We start from the raw sequence: 18835 nt of genomic DNA, 5'->3' as shown, positions 1-18835 counted from the left end.
ATCGGCGCCGCAGGCGCCCCACGCGACAGGACTGACATGACCCTTCTCGACCCCGACGCCGGACTCGCGCCCCTCGAGTTCGCGCACACCCGCAACCTCGCGGCCAAGACGCCCGCCCAGCGCGAGGAGATCCTGCGGGATCCCGCGTTCGGCACCGTGTTCACCGACCACATGGTCGACATCTGCTGGTCGGTCCGGGGCGGCTGGCACCGTCCGCGCGTGCAGCCCTACGGGCCCATCTCGCTGGACCCCGCCGCGGCCGTGCTGCACTACGGCCAGGAGGTCTTCGAGGGCATCAAGGCCTACCGTCACGCCGATGGGTCGATCCACACGTTCCGCCCCGAGCAGAACGCCCTGCGCCTGCAGCGCAGCGCGCGGCGTCTGGCCCTGCCGGAACTGCCCGTCGAGTACTTCCTTCAGTCGCTGCGCGAACTGATCGCGGTCGACGGCGACTGGGTGCCCTCCGGCGAGGACCAGAGCCTGTACCTGCGGCCGTTCATGTTCGCCAAGGAGGCGTTCCTGGGCGTCCGCCCCGCCAACAAGGTGGCGTACTACCTCATCGCCAGCCCCGTGGCCGCCTACTTCAAGGGCGGCGCGAAGCCGGTGTCCATCTGGCTGAGCGAGGACTACGCCCGCGCCGGCAAGGGCGGCACCGGAGCGGCCAAGACCGGCGGCAACTACGCCGCCAGCCTGCTGCCGCAGGCGCAGGCGCACGAAGAGGGCTGCGACCAGGTCGTCTTCCTCGACGCGGACCGAAACGTCGAGGAGCTCGGCGGCATGAACATCGTGTTCGTCTACAAGGACGGCACGATCGTGACGCCCCAGTCGCCGTCGATCCTCGAGGGCATCACCCGCGACTCCCTGCTTCAGCTGGCGGCCGACCGCGGTCACACGGTGGAGGGGCGGCACGTTTCGATCGACGAGTGGCGCCAGGGCGTGGCATCCGGTGACATCGTCGAGGTGTTCGCGTGCGGCACCGCCGCCGTGGTGGCGCCGATCGGGTGGCTGAAGGGCGCCGACTTCATCGACGAGCAGCCCGTGGGCGAGCTCGCGCTGTCGCTGCGTCAGGAGCTGACCGACATCCAGTACGGCCGGGCCGAGGACCGCCACGGCTGGCTGGTGCGCCTGGATGCCTGATGAGCGCCCGCTCGATAGGGTGATGCGGTGAGAATCGCGCGCTTCAGTCATCAGGACGTCATCTCGTTCGGCATCGTCGACGACACCGATCTCGTCGTCCTAGCCGGCGATCCGCTGTTCGCCGGCTTCGAGACGACCGGTCAGCGGGTGCCCCTCGGAGAGGTCACGCTCCTTGCCCCGGTCATCCCGCGGTCCAAGATCGTCTGCGTCGGAAAGAACTACCGGGACCACGCCGCCGAGATGGGCGGCGAGGCGCCTGCTGCGCCGCTGCTGTTCTTCAAGCCGAACACTTCCGTCATCGGCCCCGGCGACACGATCGTGCGCCCCACGCAGTCCCAGCAGACCGACTATGAGGGCGAGCTGGCGGCCGTGATCGGGCGGGTGGCGAAGAACGTCCCCGCCGAGAAGGCGCTCGACTACGTCTTCGGATACACGATCGCCAACGACGTCACCGCGCGCGACCTGCAGCGCTCCGACGGCCAGTGGGCACGGGCCAAGGGCTTCGACACCTTCTGCCCGCTGGGTCCCGCGATCGAGACCGACTTCGACCCGGCGGGCGACGCCCGGGTGGTCACGCGGGTGAACGGCGAGGTGCGCCAGGACGGCGCCATCGCCGACATGGTCCACTCCGTGGCCGACGTCATCGCCTACGCCTCGGCGGCCTTCACGCTGCTGCCAGGTGACGTGATCCTCACGGGCACCCCCGCCGGGGTGGGGCCGTTCGTCGCGGGCGACACGGTCGAGGTCGAGATCACCGGACTCGGGACGTTGCGCAACACCGCGCGCGATGCCTGACAGCACCGCTGTCACCACGCCGGCCGCTGTCGCCGGCCTGCAACGCCGCACCGTCACCGTCCTCGCGGCCGGGCAGGTGCTCGGCGGCATCGCGTTCGGGGCGACGGTGTCGCTCGGCGCCCTGCTGGCAGCCGACCTGTCCGGCGACGATTCCCTCTCCGGGCTCGCGACAGCCTCGGTGACCCTGGGCGCCGCGCTCTGCGCGATCCCGCTCGCGCGGCTCGCGGGCCGGCGTGGGCGTCGCGTCGCGCTCACCCTCGGCAACCTCCTCGCGCTCGTCGGTATCGCCACCGTCATCACCGCCGCCGCAGTCCGATCCTTCCCGCTGCTGCTGGCCGGGGTCGTGCTGATCGGCGCCGGCAACGCCGGCAACCTGCAGTCCCGCTTCGCCGCGACCGACCTCGCGGCATCCGGTCGCCGCGGGCGCGACCTCGGCACCGTCGTGTGGGCGACGACCGTCGGGGGTGTCATCGGGCCGCTCATGCTGACGCCGGGCGAGGTGGTCGGGCAGGCGCTCGGGATGCCGCCGCTCACCGGCTCGTACGCGTTCTCGCTCGTCGCGCAGGTCGCGGCGTGCATTCTGTATCTGACGGCGCTGCGCCCGGACCCGCTGCTGACGGCGCAACGACTCGCCCGGAGCGGCGAGGCCGCCCGGGAGCACATCGTCGAGACCGACCGGCCGCTCGCCGCCCGATACGCGATCTTCGCCGTCGCCGGCTCGCACGTCGTCATGGCCTCGGTCATGGCGATGACGCCCGTGCACCTCGCCCACCTCGATCCCGCGCATGTCACCACGATCGTCGGCGTCACGATCGCCCTGCACGTGTTCGGCATGTATGGGCTGTCGCCGATCTTCGGCATCCTGGCCGACCGCTGGGGGCGGATCCCGACGATCCTCCTCGGGCAGGGCATTCTCGCGGCCTCGCTCGTGACGGCTGCCGTCGCCCCGCAGTCTCAGGTCGCGATCCTCGTGGCGCTGTTCCTGCTGGGGCTCGGCTGGAGCGCGGCGACCGTCAGCGGGGCGGCGCTGCTGACCGAGAGCACGCTCACCGCGATGCGACCGCGCCGGCAGGGACGCAGCGACACCATCATGACGTTCTCCGCCGCCGTCGGCGCCGTGCTTGCCGGCGTCGTGCTGGGCTGGATCGGCTATGGCGGGCTCGCGCTCGTCGCGCTGGTGATCGTCGCGGCGGTCACCGTGCTGTCGCCCTACGCGCGGCGCTGACCCCGGATGCCGGGCGGACCTCTGTCGGAACGGCTCGGCAGCCGCCCGTTCGGGAGGGCCGCGCGAACTAGACTGGGCGGGATGTCCTCTGCACCGCACCCCCTGACCACGACCGCCTCCGGCTCCGACGTCCGCGTCCGCTTCTGCCCCTCGCCGACGGGTCTTCCGCACGTCGGCATGGTGCGCACCGCCCTCTACAACTGGGGCTACGCGCGTCACACCGGCGGCAAGATGATCTTCCGCGTGGAAGACACCGACGCCGCCCGCGACAGCGAGGAGAGCTACCGCCAGCTCGTCGACGCGCTGACCTGGCTCGAGATCGACTGGGACGAGGGGGTCGAGAAGGGCGGTCCGCACGCTCCGTACCGGCAGTCCCAGCGCGGCGACATCTACGCCGGCGTGCTGCAGCAGCTCATCGATGCGGGAGCCGTCTACGAGTCGTACTCCACCGCGGAGGAGATCGACGCCCGCAACGAAGCCAACGGCCGCGCCAAGCAGCTCGGCTACGACAACTTCGACCGCCACCTCACCGACGAGCAGAAAGCCGCCTTCCGCGCCGAGGGCCGCGAGCCGGCGTGGCGCCTGCGCGTGCCGGACGAAGACGTCACCTACGTCGACCTCATCCGCGGCGAGGTCACGTTCCCGGCAGGCTCCTTCCCCGACTTCGTCGTGGTGCGCGCCGGCGGACAGCCGCTCTACACCTTCACCAACCCGGTCGACGATGCGCTCATGGGCATCACCCACGTCATCCGCGGTGAGGATCTCATGCCCTCCACCGCCCGTCAGCTGGCGCTGTACGCCGCGCTGATCGATGCCGGCGTCACCACCTTCGTGCCCCGGTTCGGCCACATGCCGCTCGTGCTGGGCGAGGTGGGCAACAAGAAGCTCTCCAAGCGCGACCCGAAGGCCGACCTCTTCCTGCAGCGGGAGAAGGGCTTCATCCATGAGGGCCTGCTCAACTACCTCGCCCTCCTCGGATGGTCGCTGTCGCACGACCGCGACGTGTTCTCCCTCGAGGAGTTCATCGCCGCCTTCGACATCGTCGACGTCAACCCGAACCCGGCCCGGTTCGACCAGAAGAAGGCCGAGTCGATCAACGGCGACCACATCCGCATGCTGGATGCCGAGGACTTCGCAGCCCGCATCGTCCCCTACCTCGTGAACGCGGGTGTCATCGCCGACCCGCCGACGCCGCAGCAGCAGCAGATGATCGCGGCATCCGCCCCGCTCGTGCAGGAGCGCGTGCAGCTGCTGGGGGAGGTCCCGCCGCTCCTGGGCTTCCTCTTCACCGATGAGATCGAGTACCAGGACGATGCGCTGAAGTCCCTGCCTGCGAACGCCGGTGAGGTGCTCGTGGCATCCGTCGCCGCGCTGGAACTCGTTGCCGAGCAGTCCTTCACGGCGGCCGCCGTGCAGGAGGCGCTGGCCGCGGCGCTCATCGAAGGGCTGGGACTCAAGCCCCGCGTCGCCTACGGTCCACTGCGCGTGGCGCTGAGCGGACGCCGCATCTCGCCGCCGCTGTTCGAATCGATGGAGCTGCTCGGCAAGGCCGAGACGCTGCGCCGCCTCGGCGCGCTGGTCGAGCGCACGGCCTGACCGGACGCGCCACGCCCGGGGTGCCCGGTTTGGTGCGTACGGCGCGGATCGGGTAGGCTTGATCTTCGGTGCGAGGGTGACTTCACACCGATGGGGTATGGTGTAATTGGCAACACGGCGGTTTCTGGTTCCGTTGTTCTTGGTTCGAGTCCAGGTACCCCAGCAAGACGAAAACCCCCGGGAATCCGGGGGTTTTGTCGTTTCCGGTGTCAGTCGGGTCAGGCGCCCCGCTCGGCAGTGCTCAGGTGGCGCGCCAGGAGGTGCTGGCCGTTCTCGGGCACCCCGTCCAGCGGCGCCGACTCGGGTGTCGTGCGGATGCCGGCGAACGCGAGCGGCACACCCTGCGCGGTCCACAGCGACGCGCGGTCCATCAGCTGTGCGTGTACGTGCGGTTCGCTGGTGTTGCCCGAGTTGCCGCACCGGCCGATCTGCTGGCCTGCGGTCACGCGCTCCCCGGGGCTCACCGTGACCGAGCCCTGCTGCAGGTGGGCGACAAGCGCGTAGATGCCGTCATCGCCGCGGATGGTGACGTGGTTGCCCACGATGAATCCCGGGCCGCCGACCTCGCGCAGCATCCCCTCGGCCATCATGTAGGCGACCCCGGCGTTGTTCGCCCGCGCCCGATGGTCCCGACGCCAGTGCGACGCCCGCACGACGACACCGTCGATCATCGCCAGCACCGGCTGGCCCAACGCGGGGTAGTCCGACGCCGGCGGCATTGCGCGCGGGCCGCCGAAGATCGGACGCGGGTTCTCGAGCGGGTCGCTGATCAGGTCGACGGCGTACGCCTGACCGTATGCGCGCACCCCATGACTGGGGACGGCGGAGGCCGGGCTGTTGATGGCGAGCCAGCGACCCTGCACGGGCGAGTGCACCGTCCGGGGGGAACGGGTGGTGAGAAGGCGCGGGCCCAGGACTGCCAGGGCGGCGCAGCCGAGAGCGACGACGACGGCGACACCCATGAGCGCGCTGCGGACGCGATCGGCGGTGCCGCCGTCGAGCACGAGGCCCAGCAGCACGCCGACGATGAGCACCAGCGCGGCGCCGTAGTAGAGCGGGCCGCGGACGCGGTACAGGGCGCGGGCGAACGCGCTCATCGCCCGGTCCCCAGCAGGCTCGACAGCAGGGGCACAACCCGCGCCGCCGGCACCTCATAGGTGCCGCGTGCGCTCTGGCGCACCCAGCCGGCGGCGATCAGCTGGCGCAGGTGGTGGTGGAGCTGGCCAGTGGTGCCGAGGGAGTCGATGCCGGCGAGCTCCGAGGTCGTGGTCGTGCCGGTCAGGATGCGGCGCAGCAGCTCCAAGCGCACCGGATGAGCGAGCGCCTGGAACGCGGCGGCATGCTCCGACCAGTCCGCCTCGAGCAGTCCTTGAGTGGGGGCGCCCTCCTGCCAGGCGACGGGGGCGCCCGTGGGCAGGGTGAGCGACCCGACGATCATGACGACGCCCTCGGCGAGGGGGGGATGGTCGGCGCGCTCCGCCTCCACCCGTCGCAGCGCCCAGAAGGCATCGGCGTCATCGGCGCGCGGCGGGGGAGTGCGGTCGTCGCGTCGGGCCAGCTGCTCCTCCAGCACCGTGACCCGTGCGGCCAGGTTGCGGAGGGCAGGGACGTCGGTGATCTCGTCATCGCTCATTCCGCCAAACTACGGAAGATCGTAGAAACGCACAAACGCATCCGTCGAAACCCATGCTGCCGCCGCACTGCGGCCATAATGGGACCCGTGCCCGACCGGACGACGATGCCCGACTTCTCCGACGAGTTGCGCCGATTGCAGCGCCGCGCCTACGGGCCGGCCGCGCAAGGCGCCCTGGATGCCGCGGACCTTGCACGGCTGCGGGAACTCGAAGCGCTCGTCCGCGCATCGTCCGATCCGGCGCACGACCACACACCGCCGGCGGGCGATGCTGGCGCGGAAGCGGACGCGGACGGTTCCGTCTCCCGGCACGCCGGTGGCGACACCGAGGCCGTCCCGACCCCGCCCCCGAATCCCGGCGTCGCCGGCGTCGGCCCGCGCATCGGGGGGTGGCGCGCCGCCGCGATCGCGGCGGCCGCCGTGACGGGTTGCGCAGTGGGCGGTGCGGGGGTCGCCGTGGCCGTCGCGCCGCCGGCCCCGGACGCCGTGCTGCGACCGATCGCCGACTCCGAGATCCCGAGTGACTTCGACCAGAACGGCATACTGGACTTCCTTCGCATCGACCGTGAGACGGGCATCACCGCCTACGATCCTCATCGAGGCGTGCGCGCTTTCACCTTCACCGGCACCGACGGCACCCCGTGCCTGATCGTGAGCGTCGATGCCGACTTCTTCGACTATGCGTGCGGGCATGGACGGCTCGACCCCACGCTCGACCTCATGCCTGGCCGGACCGCGCCGGCGACGATCGCGAGCGACCTGTCGAAGGCCGTGTTCGTCCGGCTGGTCGCCCGCGACGGGACGGTGCAGATATGGGTGGAGGACCGCCCGGGCTGACCCGAGCGGCCCCGGCGTTCCACGAAGCAGGTTCATGCGCAACGGGGCGACGCGGCTGCGGTAGGCAGGCCGCACCCGACCGCCGCCACGACCGCGATGCCCATGGCGGCGCTTCGGGCGGAAACGTCAGGTGCACGCTCTCCCAGTCGTTACTCAAGCGCCGTGACCCGGGCCGCCAGGTCTCGGAGGATCGTCGCGCTGTCGGTGGTCTCGTCGTCGCTCACTCCATCCACCTGCGGTACACCGTAGGAACGTACAAGCGACGCGACGCGGTCGGCGACTGCGGTGCGGGCGCCATAATGAATCCCGTGCCCGATCGGACGACCATGCCCGACTTCTCTGACGAACTGCTCCGCCTGCGGCGCCGCGCCTACGGGCCCGCCGCTGACGGGGAGTTGGATGCCGCCGGCCTGACTCGACTGCGCGAACTCGAGGCGCTCGCCCGTGAGCAATCCGCTCCGACACCCACGGCGGGCGAACCGGACGAGACGATGGATGCGGCCGGGGCGGCGCCCGCGCCTGCCGCCGTGGCTCCTCACGACGGCGGCGACGACGGCGTCGGCGGCGACACCCTGCCCGATCCCGACATCGTCGCGATGCACGCTCGCTCAGGGGGCCCGCGCGCCGCCGCGATCGCGGCTGCCGCCGTGGTCGGATGCGCGCTCGTCGGGGCGGGGATGACCGTCGCTCTCGCGCCGCCCGCCCCCGATCACGTCCTGAAGCCGGTGCAGGAGACCGGGGTACCCGACCACATCGAACCGGGCTGGCTCGACCACCTCGGTCTCGACCCCGGGGCGCGCCTGGTCGCCTACGAACCCCACCGGGGAATCCAGGCCCACACCTTCACCGGAAGTGGGGGAGACGGATGCCTCATGGTGAGCATCGACGACACCCTCCTCGACTTCGCCTGCGGTCGCGGGCGACTGGATGCGACGGTCGACCTCATGCCCGGAAGGACGGTGTGGGCGGGTAACGACCCGAAACTGCTCACCGGCCTGCTCGTGCGCATGGTGGCCCGTGACGGCGTCGTCGAAGTCTGGGTGGAGGAGCCGGCGCCCTAGCGCGCGCCCACGATCGAGCCGACCAGCATGCGCCCCGGGATCGGGGGCATGCCGGTCGGATTCCGTCAACCGGGATGCCGGTCGGCGCGAGCCGACATCCCGGACGAATCACGCCGCGCCGGCGACGCCGCCTCACAGCGAACTCCCACACAACCGCAGACGTGATCTCTTGTGAGTATCTGTGGCGTTGTTGTAACGTGTGGGAAATCCCGCCGGAAGGACTGCGCGTGTACGCGATGGAACGCCACCAGTTGATCGAGAGACTTGTCGTGCAGGACGGTCGTGTGGCCGTCGTCGATCTCGCCGACCGCTTCGGCGTCACGACGGAAACGGTGCGGCGCGATCTCGACCAGCTCGAACGAGCGGGCGCGTTGCGACGAGTGCACGGCGGCGCGGTGGCGCGCGAGCGCACGAGCCTTGTGGAGCCGTCGCTGGTCGAACGCTCTTCGCAGCGGGGAGCCGCCAAGCAGGCCATCGCCGGCCGTGCCCTAGACGTGCTCGGCGACGGGTTCCGCGGCTCGGTCTACATCGATGCCGGGACCACGACCGCTGCGGTCGCAACGCTCCTTCCCGCTCGCCTCGCCGAAACCGACGGCACCGCCGAGGTCGTCACCCACGCGATGTCGGTGGCGGGCGTCCTCGCCGGTGCGCCCCGTCTTTCGCTCACCGTCATCGGCGGGCGGGTGCGCAGCCTGACCGGGGCCGCTGTGGGTTCCCACACCGTGCGCGCCATCGAGGGGCTGCGCCCCGACGTCGCCTTCATCGGCACCAACGGCATCTCCGCGGGGTTCGGGCTCAGCACCCCCGATCCCGAGGAGGCGGCCGTCAAGCGCGCGATCGTGCAGAGTTCCCGGCGCGTGGTCGTCGTGAGCGATGCCCAGAAGTTCGACGCCGAACTGCTGGTCGCCTTCGCCGGCCTCGACGACATCGACGTCGTGGTCGCCGACCGTGCCCCCGGTGACGCCCTCGGCGCCGCGCTTCACGAAGCGGGGACGGAGGTGTGGACCGCATGATCGTCACCCTCACCGCGAACCCGTCGCTGGACCGTGCGGTCGAGCTCGCAGCCCCGCTCGAGGTCGGGGGCGTGCAGGTCGCCCGCGGCGCCCGGGAGGATGCCGGCGGCAAGGGCATCAACGTCTCGCGGGTGTGTGCGGCGTCCGATGTGCCGACCCTCGCCCTGCTGCCGCTGGCCGCCGATGACCCGTTCGCGGTCTCGCTCCAGGCCACCGGCATCCCTGCCATCACGGTGCCCGTCGCCGGCCACGCCCGCGCGAACATCACGATCACCGACCCGGCCGGCGAGACCACCAAGGTCAACCTCCGTGGGGCAGCCCTCGGTGACGCCGAGCGCGCCGCCGTGGTCGAAACGGTCGTCGAATCGTGTGCGGGAGCGCAGTGGCTCGTGCTGGCAGGATCCCTTCCCCCCGGTGTGCCCGAGGGGTTCTACGTCGAGGTCATCGACGCCGTTCGCCGGCGTTGGGCGGATGCCGCCCCCCGCATCGCCGTCGACACATCGGGGCCGGCGCTGGCGGCGGTGGTCGCGCAGGCCCGTCCCGACCTCATCAAGCCGAACGAGCATGAGCTTGCCGACCTTGCCGGCATTGCGCTGGACCCCGAGGCCGACCTCGTCACCGCAGTGCTGCCGGTCGCCCGGCGACTCGTGCCGGCGCAGGTCGGCGCGGCCTTGGTGACGCTCGGCGGCGACGGCGCCGTGCTGGTCACCGCGAACGGCGCGTGGGCCGGTCGTCCGCCGCGCATCCGCGTGCACTCCACCGTCGGCGCGGGCGACAGCTCGCTGGCCGGCTACCTCATCGCCGACGCGCGCGGCGCCGAACCCGCCGAGCGGCTGCGCAGCTCCATCCGGTACGGCGCCGCAGCGGCGTCACTCCCGGGCACACAAGCACCACGGCCCTCCGACCTTCCGACCGGCGACGTGCCGGTGCGGACCATCGACGACTGACCCACCTTCCGACCCCTTGGAGGTCATCATGACCGAGACCATCACCACTGAGCTCGTCAGCCTCGACGAACCGCTCGGCGACGACAAGCGGGCCGTCATCCACGCTCTCGCGGCGCGGGTGGCGGCACAGGGACGCGCGACCGATGCCGACGCCCTCGCGGCCGACGCGTGGGCGCGTGAGCAGAAAGACGAGACGGGGCTGCCCGGCGGCATCGCGATTCCGCATGCCAAGAGCGCCGCCGTCACGCAGGCCTCACTGGCCTTCGCGCGGCTGAAGCCGGGCGTACCGTTCGGCGCCCCCGACGGTCCCGCGGACCTGGTATTCCTCATCGCCGCGCCCGAGGGAGCGGCCGAGGCGCATCTGGCCGTCCTGTCCAAGCTCGCCCGCTCGCTGATGCAGGAGGACTTCACCTCGGCGCTGCGCTCCGCCACGAGCGCGGACGAGGTGGTGCACATCGTCCGCCGCGCGATCGGGGAAGAGGCGGCGGCAGAGCCGACTCCGGTCAGCGCGTCGGCTGCGGCGTCGTCGACGGCGGCGCCGGCGACGGCCCCGCAGGCTGAGGGCGCGATTCCCCCCGCTCCGCAGAGCTCCGGCGCGACGCCCGAGCTCACCGTCGACGGCCGCCCCGCGCGCATCGTCGCCGTCACCTCGTGCGCCACCGGCATCGCGCACACCTTCATGGCGGCCGACGCTCTCAGTGCCGCAGGTAAGAAGGCAGGGATCGACCTGGTGGTCGAGCCGCAGGGCTCCAGCGGGTACAAGGCATTGCCCAAGGACGTGATCGAGCGGGCGGATGCCGTGATCTTCGCGACCGACGTCGACGTGCGCGAGCCGCAGCGTTTCGCGGGCAAGCCGGTCGTGCGCTCCGGCGTCAAGCGCGGCATCGAACAGCCGACGCAGATGATCGCCGAGGCGGTCGCCGCCGCAAAGGACCCACAGGCACAGCGAGTCACGGGCGACGCGGCCGCGTCAACCCAGACGACCGCCGACCGCCCCGGCGCGGGGGCGAGCATCCAGCGCTGGCTGCTGACCGGTGTCAGCTACATGATCCCGTTCGTCGCCGGCGGCGGGCTGCTGATGGCGCTCGGCTTCCTGCTCGGCGGATACGAGGTCAGCAACGACGCGGCATCCGTCATCATCGAGAACTCCCTGTGGGAGCTTCCTGCCGGCGGTCTCGGCCAATATCTCGGATCCGTCGCCTTCATGATCGGCAACACGTCGATGGGCTTCCTGGTCGCTGCGCTGGCCGGATACATCGCGTTCGCGATCGCCGACAGGCCGGGCATCGCGCCCGGATTCGTCGCGGGCGCCGTCGCAGTGCTCATGAACGCCGGCTTCATCGGCGGCATCGTCGGCGGTCTCCTCGCAGGTGGTGTGGCGTGGTGGCTCGGCAGGCTCGACGCGCCGCGCTGGCTGCGCGGGCTCATGCCGGTCGTGATCATCCCGCTGCTGGCATCCATCGTGGCCTCCGGCCTCATGGTGCTCTTCCTGGGTCGTCCCATCGCCTGGCTCATGGAGCAGATGACCAACGGCCTCAACGACCTCGCCGCCACCGGGCTGATCGTCGTGGTCGGCGTGATCGTGGGACTGATGATGTGCTTCGACCTGGGCGGACCGGTCAACAAGGTCGCGTACGCCTTCGCCGTCGCGGGGCTGGGCACGGCCTCGGCCACGAACACGACGCCGTACCTGATCATGGCCGCGGTGATGTGCGCCGGCATGGTCCCGCCGCTCGCCATGGCGCTGGCCTCCACTGTGCTCGCGCGCAACCTCTTCACTCCGGTCGAGCGCGAGAACGGCAAGGCCGCCTGGCTGCTGGGTGCCTCGTTCATCTCCGAAGGCGCCATCCCGTTCGCCGCAGCCGACCCGCTGCGCGTCATCCCCGCGACCATGGTCGGCGGCGCGGTCACCGGCGCGCTCAGCATGCTGTTCGCGGTGGAGTCGCGTGCGCCGCACGGCGGCCTCTTCGTCTGGTTCGCCATCGAGCCCTTCTGGGGGTTCCTGGTGGCGCTGGCGGCAGGTACCGTCGTGAGTGCGCTCGTCGTCGTGGCCCTCAAGAAGTGGGTCGCGCCGAAGGAGTTCGCCGAGGCCGAGAAGGCTCCCGCCGCTCAGGTTCCGGCAACCGTTTGAAAACCCCACAAGGAGGACCCCATGGCAGAACGCCAGGCCACGATCGCCAGCAGCTCCGGACTGCACGCCCGCCCCGCAAAGCTCTTCGTGCAGGCGGTGCAGGAGAAGAGCGTGCCGGTCACCATCGCGGTCGAGGGCGGACCCGACCTCAACGCCGGCAGCATCCTGTCGCTCATGGGGCTCGGTGCCTCGAACGGCACGGTCGTGACGCTCAAGGCCGAAGGCGAGGGCGCCGAGCAGGCGCTGGACGAGCTCGTCGCGCTGCTGGAGACGGATCTCGACGCGCAGTGACACGCCACTGACGCCGGCTAGGGCCGGACACACGGATGCCGCGGGGTACACCCCCGCGGCATCCGTCGTCTGCGGGCAGCTGTCAGCGCGGTGGTTCTCGCTACAGGTCGACCGAGTTGCCGGGTTCGAGCTCGAGGAACTCGCCGGCGTTCTGCTCCGTCGCCCACTTCAGGCGGGCGCGGCCCATCTGCAGTCCGGCGCGGGAGAGCGTCATGTCGTGGGTGCCGAAGGCCCGGCGGGGCTTCACGGCGAGGACGAAGTCCATCGCCTCGCCGATCTTCAGCCACGGCGCACCCACCGGCGCCGCCAGCAGCCGCACCTCCGCACCCTTGGGCACGGCGTAGGAGTCCCCGGGGTAATAGAAGTCGTCGTTGACGAGCACACCGACGTTGTCGATGACCGGGATGGACTCGTGGATCACCGCGTGCCGTCCGCCGTAGAACACCAGTGTGAACGGGTCGACCGTGACGGTGTCACCGGGGGCGACGACCGTGATGTCGTATCCGGGGGCGGCGGCCGCGACTCCGGCCGGTGCGAAGATGGGCACGCGCGGCGCCAGAGCCGTCAGCCGGTCCAGATGATCGGGCGTCCAGTGGTCGGGGTGCTCGTGGGTGAGGACGATGGCGACGAGGTTCTTCACATCCGTCAGGGGGAGGGTGAAGGAACCCGGGTCGATGATGATCGTCTTTCCATCGCGCTCGAGGCGCAGGCAGGCATGTTCGTGCTTTGTGACTCGCATGAGGAAAGTCAACCGTGCGACACGCCCGGCGGCAACCGCAGCCCGCCTCGATTTGGCCACGTCATGCGAGCCGTGGCATACTTTAACGGTTGTCGAAACGGCCCCATCGTATAGCGGCCTAGTACGCCGCCCTCTCACGGCGGTAACGCGGGTTCGAATCCCGCTGGGGTCACAACACGAAAAACCCCCCGGTTTCTGCCGGGGGGTTTTTCGCTGCCCACGGGGCTGGCGCCGTGAGGGAGCCGCAGGCAGGCTGGCCGCATGTCGGCAATGCGTACGGCGTCACGGTATGGGTCGATCTTCCTCGCAGTCATCGCGTTGGCCGTCGTTCTGGCACTGGCCGCGGCGGGTGCCGATTCCGGCGCTCGCTGGGTCGCCACAGGGTACGTCGCCGTCTTCGTCGTCCTCACCCTCGTGCGCATGGTGCGCGACGTGCTGCACGGACACGTGGGGCTCGACATCCTCGCGGTGGTGGCGATGGTGGCGACTCTCGCGGTGGGGGAGTATGTCGCTTCGCTCATCATCGTGCTGATGCTCTCGGGCGGCGAGGCGCTCGAGGAGTTCGCGGCGCGCCGCGCGCAGCGCGACCTGACTGCCCTGCTGGACCGCTCGCCGCGGACCGCGCACATCGTCGGCGGGCCGGGCGGTCTCCCGGCCGCGGCCGGCGACGAGCGACTGCGCGACGTGCCGGTGGAGGACGTGCAGGTCGGTGATCTGCTGCTCGTGCGCCCATCGGAGGTCGTTCCCGTCGACGGGGTGGTCGTGGGGGATGCCGGCACCTTCGATGAGTCGTCCCTCACGGGCGAGAGCCTGCCGGTGACCCGCTCGGACGGGGACGAGGTGTTCTCGGGCGCCGTCAACGGCAGCCGTGCGGTGCGGCTGCGCGCGGTGCGGCGCAGCGCCGACAGCCAGTACCAGCAGATCGTCGCGCTCGTCGAGGCGGCGCAGACTTCCCGCGCGCCCGTCGTCCGGCTCGCCGATCGGTTCGCGGTGCCCTTCACCGCCGTGTCCCTCGTGCTGGCGGGAACGGCGTGGGGGCTGTCGGGGGATCCCACCCGCTTCGCCGAGGTGCTCGTGCTCGCCACCCCGTGTCCGCTGCTGCTGGCGGCGCCCATCGCGTTCCTGGGCGGGCTGTCCCGGGCAGCGAAGTCCGGGATCATCGTCAAGGGCGGCGCTCAGATCGAGCGTTTGGCGCGCGTGCGGTCGGTGTGCTTCGACAAGACCGGCACGCTCACCTCGGGGCGTCCCGAGCTCGTCGACGTGCTCCCCGCGGCGGGGTTCAGCGCCGACGAGGTGCTGCAGCTGGCCGCCTCGGCCGAGCAGTACTCCTCGCACGTGCTCGCCGACGGCATCCGAGCCGCCGCCGATGCCCGAGGACTGCAGCTGCTGCCGGCCCGAGAAGCCAGCGAGGTCGCGACCAACGGCGTGTCCGCCGTGCTCGCGGGGCGGCAGGTGGCGGTGGGCAAGTCCGCCTTCGTAGCCACCGTCGCCGACGGGGTGCAGCGCCCCCGGCTCGAACCGGGCCAGGTGGCGGCGTACGTCGCGGTCGATGGCCGCTTCGCCGGTGCGCTGCTGCTCGCAGATGCAGCCCGGGAGGAGTCCCGCGAGGTGGTCGCGTGGTTGCGCACCCATGGGGTCGAGCGTGTCGCGATGCTCACCGGCGACGCCGCTCCCACCGCCGAGGCGATCGCGCACGGCATCGGGGTCGACGAGGTGCACGCCGACCTGCTTCCGCCCGAGAAAGTGCACCTCGTCGGGGCGTTCACCCCGCGCCCCACGATGATGGTCGGCGACGGCGTCAACGACGCCCCCGCGCTGGCGGCAGCCGACGTCGGGGTGGCGATGGGGGCGCGCGGCGCGACGGCGGCGGGGGATGCCGCCGACGTCGTCATCACGGTCGACTCGCTCGCGCGCGTGGTCGAAGCGATCGTGATCGGCCGCCACACGCTGCGGGTCGCCCTCACCGCGATCTGGATCGGCATCGGGCTGAGCGTCGGGCTGATGCTCATCGCGATGACGGGCGTGATCCCCGCCGTCGTGGGTGCCCTCGTGCAGGAACTGGTCGACCTCGCAACGATCCTCTACGCCCTCCGCGCCCTGCGCGCGCCCGCCTCCGGCCTCGCGCCCGCGCCGACGCTCGCGCCGGCGCCGACGCCGCGCGACCGGTGAGACGAATACCCGCGGCCGAGACCGTGGGTGGCACCCGCCGTCTCGGCCGTCAGGATTCGTCCCAGCGCCAGGGCGAGGCGGGCGGGTCAGTCGGCGGCTGGGGCGGCGGGGGAGCGGCGGCGGCGCACCGCGCGGCGGATCAGCCAGACGGCCGCGCCGATCACGCCGATCACCGCCAGCCACGGCAGCAGGAAGCCCAGCGCGACCACGATGCCGTTCATCGCGGCCACGAGACCATTCCATCCCGCCAGCAGTCCGTCGGTGAATCCGGCGGGGTCGGCGTCGACACGCTCCGCGGGGGTCACGACGCTGACCGTGAGCGACGACAGCGATACCTGCCCGTCGAGATAGTCCAGCTGCCCCTGCAGCGACTCCAGCTCCGCCTGGCGCTCGGCCAGCGCGTCCTCGGCCGCGATCAAGTCCGACAGCGAGCCGGCTTCGTTCAGCAGGGCGGTGAGCCGCTCTACCGACGCCGCGGCCGATGCCACCCGTGCTCGCAAGTCGACCGCCCCGGTCGTGACGTCCTGACGCGAGATGCGGGATGCCGTGACCTCGCCGAACTCGTCGAGGCGCTCGATCGTGGCGGTCAGCTCCGACGACGGCACGCGCACCGTGATCCAGGTGTCCGACACCGCCGAGGGGTCGGGATACAGCGCGGCATCGCCGTACTGGCCCCCGACGAATCCACCCTCGATCGTGCCGCTCTCGCCGAGACCGCCGGCCCGCCCGAGGCTGAGCGATTCCACGAAGCCGCCCGCCGCTTCGGCCTCAGCCGAGATCGCCTCGAGGGCATCGGCAGCCGCCCGCGCACCTGAGCCCACCTCGAGCGTCGCCGAGGCGGTCGCGATCACCTCGCGTTGCTGCGCACCGTCGCCGCCGCCGTCGGCGGCACCGCCGATGACGCCCAGCCCACTCTCGGCGTCGCCGTCGGCCACGCCGGCCTCCGGCATGACGGCCGAGCCTTCGGTCGTGGTCATCCACGCGCCGTCGATCACCTGGCTGTCTGTCCCCGAGCCGCCCCGGATGAGATTGCCCACGCCCGGTGCGATCACGGCCGCCACGAGCACCAGCGCCGCTGCGGCGCCTCCGGCGATGAGCCAGCTGCGCCGGCGCTGTCGGGCGGTGCGTGCCGGCGTCGCGCCGCGAACGGCCGGCGCCGCCTCGCGCCCCGCCGCCGCGCCGCGAGGCTCTTGGCGGATGCGCGCGAACAGCTCGCCCTCGATGCGGGCGACCGTCTGGTCGTCCAGGTCGGGCAGATCCGCGGAGGCATCCGCCCCGGAAGAAGTCGTCGGGGTCATGCGGTCTCCGTTCCCAGTTCGGTCCGCAGTTTCGTGCGGATGCGGGAGAGACGATTGCGAACGACGCCGTGGCCCACGCCCAGCTGCTCGGCGGCAGCCTGGTAGGCGTGGCCCTCGGCGGCGCACAGGCGGAAGATCTCCCGGTCCAGCGCCGACAGCCCTGCCACCGCGGCGACGATGCGCTCGGCGACGTCGCGGCCGACCACGAGCTCCGCAACGTCGACCGTGTCCGGCGCGGTCTCGTCGACTGTGCCGGCGGTGTGCTCCCGGTCGCGGCGCAGGCGCCGCACCCGGTTGGCGCACTGGAACCGGCAGATCGTCACGAGCCACGGCAGCAGCGAGTCGCCGGCCAGCTGCAGGTCGGGAAGCTTGCGCCACGCCGTGAGGAAGGTCTCCTGCGTCACGTCTTCGGCATCCGCGGCGCTCCCCACCAGACGGTGCGCAAGCCAGTACACCGGCCGCACGTAGGCGCGGTAGAGCGCGCGGAAGGCGTCCTCCGACCCGGTTGCGGCGGCGGCCACCAGGTCCGCGTCGTCGCGATCGTCGCCCATGCGTTCCCTTTCGTCTCTCACCGAGAGAGTGTCGACCCACCGCCGATCGTCTCAGAAACGCGGTCTGGCGCGCACACGCCTGTATCCTGGTGCGAACGAGAGGGAGTATCCCGTCCTCGCGCCTCCGTCATCACGGGCCCCAATCGAGTGGCCCCGGGCGCGCGCCGCTTCACGCGGGGGAGAGACTTTCGGCATCCACCGCACCCTCCGAAAGGCTCCCATGGGCTTCGAGATCCCCCTTTGGTTCGAGATCGGCGCATTCGTCGTGCTGCTCACGATCCTCATCGCCGATCTGCTGCTGATCATCAAGCGACCGCACATCCCCTCCACGAAGGAGTCGACGCTGTGGGTGGTCTTCTACGTCGCCCTGGCGATCGCGTTCGCCGGCATCCTCTTCGGCGTGACCGGAAGCGCCGATGTCACCGGACAGTTCGTCGCCGGCTGGCTGACCGAGTACAGCCTGTCGATCGACAACCTCTTCGTCTTCGTGCTGATCATGGGCCAGTTCGCGGTGCCGCGTCAGTACCAGCAGAAGGTGCTGATGGTCGGCATCATCATCGCGCTGATCCTGCGCGGCATCTTCATCCTGCTCGGAGCGGTGATCATCGAGCAGTTCCTGCCGATCTTCTACCTGTTCGGGGCGTTCCTGATCTACACCGCGTGGAAGCAGGCCTTCCCCGGCAAGGAGCATGAGGACGAGGAGAAGAAGGAGAGCTTCGTGGTGCGGCTGGTCCGCCGCCGCGTGGACATCAGCGACGAGTACGACGGCGCCAAGGTGCGCACGGTCGTGAACGGCAAGCGCATCTTCACGCCGATGATCATCGTCTTCGTCGCGATCGGCATGACCGACCTGCTGTTCGCGCTGGACTCGATCCCCGCGATCTTCGGCATCACGCAGGACCCGTTCATCGTCTTCACCGCGAACATCTTCGCGCTCATGGGCCTGCGCCAGCTCTACTTCCTGCTGGGGGGACTGCTCGACCGCCTCAAGTACCTGCACTACGGCATCGCGTTCATCCTCGCCTTCATCGGCGTCAAACTCATCTTCCACGCGATGCACGAGAACGAGCTGCCCTTCATCAACGGCGGGGAGCACATCGAGTGGGTGCCGGACATCTCCACCTGGATGTCGCTGGGCGTCATCATCGCCTCGATGGTCGTCGCCACCGTCGCGAGCCTCGTGGCTTCGTCCCGCGAGCGCAAGGCCCCGACGCCGCAAGCTGCGGCCGCGGCCGTCGCCGAGGAGCATGTGACGCCCCCCACCGTCGAGGACCCGGGGACGCCGGACCACCGCGCCGGGCGCTGACACACGAGGAGCGAGCGGTCCGCACGGTGCTAATGTGGGCGCGTGCGGATCGCTCGTCTTCTGCTTAGCGGCCGCGGCGAGGCCTCGTTCTGAGCCCTTCCTCGTC

General features: G+C 71.0%; 17 protein-coding genes and 2 tRNA genes. 14 read left to right on the top strand and 5 right to left on the bottom strand.

The window, feature by feature from the left end; translation table 11 throughout:
* Nucleotides 1-36 precede the first annotated feature (36 nt).
* The 5 genes from QNO21_RS07365 to QNO21_RS07345 all read left to right on the top strand — a co-directional run bounded on the left by QNO21_RS07365 (nt 37) and on the right by QNO21_RS07345 (nt 4916).
* Nucleotides 37-1137: a branched-chain amino acid aminotransferase gene (locus QNO21_RS07365; RefSeq protein ID WP_257519071.1), complete on the top strand. Its 1101-nt coding sequence runs from the start codon at nt 37-39 to the stop codon at nt 1135-1137.
* A 27-nt stretch (nt 1138-1164) separates the two neighbouring features.
* Complete coding sequence (locus tag QNO21_RS07360) at nt 1165-1932, top strand: fumarylacetoacetate hydrolase family protein (RefSeq protein ID WP_257519070.1); 768 nt, start codon at nt 1165-1167, stop codon at nt 1930-1932.
* On the top strand, nt 1925-3157 hold the full coding sequence (locus tag QNO21_RS07355; RefSeq protein ID WP_257519069.1) for an MFS transporter: 1233 nt from the start codon (nt 1925-1927) through the stop codon (nt 3155-3157). The genes QNO21_RS07360 and QNO21_RS07355 overlap by 8 nt, the downstream gene beginning before the upstream one ends.
* Nucleotides 3158-3238: 81 nt before the next feature.
* Nucleotides 3239-4753, top strand: a complete 1515-nt coding sequence (gene gltX / locus QNO21_RS07350; protein WP_257519068.1) for a glutamate--tRNA ligase — start codon at nt 3239-3241, stop codon at nt 4751-4753.
* A gap of 91 nt (nt 4754-4844) precedes the next feature.
* A tRNA-Gln gene (locus QNO21_RS07345) sits at nt 4845-4916 on the top strand.
* A gap of 55 nt (nt 4917-4971) precedes the next feature.
* On the opposite strand, the gene QNO21_RS07340 is transcribed toward QNO21_RS07345, so the two are convergent.
* Entirely contained in the window at nt 4972-5850 is an 879-nt protein-coding gene (locus tag QNO21_RS07340) for a M23 family metallopeptidase (RefSeq protein ID WP_257519067.1), read from the bottom strand.
* Nucleotides 5847-6386, bottom strand: coding sequence for an ArsR/SmtB family transcription factor (locus QNO21_RS07335; RefSeq protein ID WP_257519066.1), 540 nt, complete (start codon nt 6384-6386; stop codon nt 5847-5849). Before QNO21_RS07335 ends, QNO21_RS07340 begins: the two co-directional genes overlap by 4 nt.
* A gap of 87 nt (nt 6387-6473) precedes the next feature.
* Between QNO21_RS07335 and QNO21_RS07330 the strand changes: the two genes are divergently transcribed.
* The 6 genes from QNO21_RS07330 to QNO21_RS07305 all read left to right on the top strand — a co-directional run bounded on the left by QNO21_RS07330 (nt 6474) and on the right by QNO21_RS07305 (nt 12666).
* Nucleotides 6474-7223: a hypothetical protein gene (locus tag QNO21_RS07330; protein ID WP_257519065.1), complete on the top strand. Its 750-nt coding sequence runs from the start codon at nt 6474-6476 to the stop codon at nt 7221-7223.
* Between the two features lie 308 nt (nt 7224-7531).
* A complete protein-coding gene (locus tag QNO21_RS07325) occupies nt 7532-8284 on the top strand; it encodes a hypothetical protein (protein ID WP_257519064.1) in 753 nt (250 codons plus the stop codon).
* Nucleotides 8285-8511: 227 nt separating this feature from the next.
* Nucleotides 8512-9297, top strand: a complete 786-nt coding sequence (locus tag QNO21_RS07320; protein WP_257515384.1) for a DeoR/GlpR family DNA-binding transcription regulator — start codon at nt 8512-8514, stop codon at nt 9295-9297.
* Nucleotides 9294-10244, top strand: coding sequence for a 1-phosphofructokinase family hexose kinase (locus QNO21_RS07315; protein WP_257519063.1), 951 nt, complete (start codon nt 9294-9296; stop codon nt 10242-10244). The genes QNO21_RS07320 and QNO21_RS07315 overlap by 4 nt, the downstream gene beginning before the upstream one ends.
* Nucleotides 10245-10272: 28 nt before the next feature.
* Nucleotides 10273-12375 (top strand): PTS fructose transporter subunit IIABC, encoded by a 2103-nt coding sequence (locus QNO21_RS07310; RefSeq protein ID WP_257519062.1) that lies wholly within the window; start codon nt 10273-10275, stop codon nt 12373-12375.
* A gap of 21 nt (nt 12376-12396) precedes the next feature.
* On the top strand, nt 12397-12666 hold the full coding sequence (locus QNO21_RS07305; protein WP_257519061.1) for an HPr family phosphocarrier protein: 270 nt from the start codon (nt 12397-12399) through the stop codon (nt 12664-12666).
* Between the two features lie 100 nt (nt 12667-12766).
* Here the strand turns inward: QNO21_RS07305 and QNO21_RS07300 are convergent, their stop codons facing one another.
* Entirely contained in the window at nt 12767-13405 is a 639-nt protein-coding gene (locus QNO21_RS07300) for an MBL fold metallo-hydrolase (protein ID WP_257519060.1), read from the bottom strand.
* A 99-nt stretch (nt 13406-13504) separates the two neighbouring features.
* Between QNO21_RS07300 and QNO21_RS07295 the strand changes: the two genes are divergently transcribed.
* Both QNO21_RS07295 and QNO21_RS07290 read left to right on the top strand, forming a co-directional pair.
* A tRNA-Glu gene (locus QNO21_RS07295) sits at nt 13505-13577 on the top strand.
* A gap of 89 nt (nt 13578-13666) precedes the next feature.
* Nucleotides 13667-15574 (top strand): heavy metal translocating P-type ATPase, encoded by a 1908-nt coding sequence (locus tag QNO21_RS07290; RefSeq protein WP_257519059.1) that lies wholly within the window; start codon nt 13667-13669, stop codon nt 15572-15574.
* A gap of 86 nt (nt 15575-15660) precedes the next feature.
* Here QNO21_RS07290 and QNO21_RS07285 read toward each other — a convergent pair whose 3' ends face one another.
* Entirely contained in the window at nt 15661-16872 is a 1212-nt protein-coding gene (locus QNO21_RS07285) for a DUF4349 domain-containing protein (protein WP_257519058.1), read from the bottom strand.
* A complete protein-coding gene (locus tag QNO21_RS07280) occupies nt 16869-17423 on the bottom strand; it encodes an RNA polymerase sigma factor (protein ID WP_257519057.1) in 555 nt (184 codons plus the stop codon). Before QNO21_RS07280 ends, QNO21_RS07285 begins: the two co-directional genes overlap by 4 nt.
* A 220-nt stretch (nt 17424-17643) precedes the next feature.
* Between QNO21_RS07280 and QNO21_RS07275 the strand changes: the two genes are divergently transcribed.
* Complete coding sequence (locus QNO21_RS07275; RefSeq protein WP_257515312.1) at nt 17644-18729, top strand: TerC/Alx family metal homeostasis membrane protein; 1086 nt, start codon at nt 17644-17646, stop codon at nt 18727-18729.
* Nucleotides 18730-18835: the final 106 nt, after the last annotated feature.

It is taken from the genome of Microbacterium sp. zg-Y818, assembly GCF_030246905.1.
Classification (GTDB): Bacteria; Actinomycetota; Actinomycetes; order Actinomycetales; family Microbacteriaceae; genus Microbacterium.
This window is presented reverse-complemented; position numbering and strand designations above follow the sequence as displayed.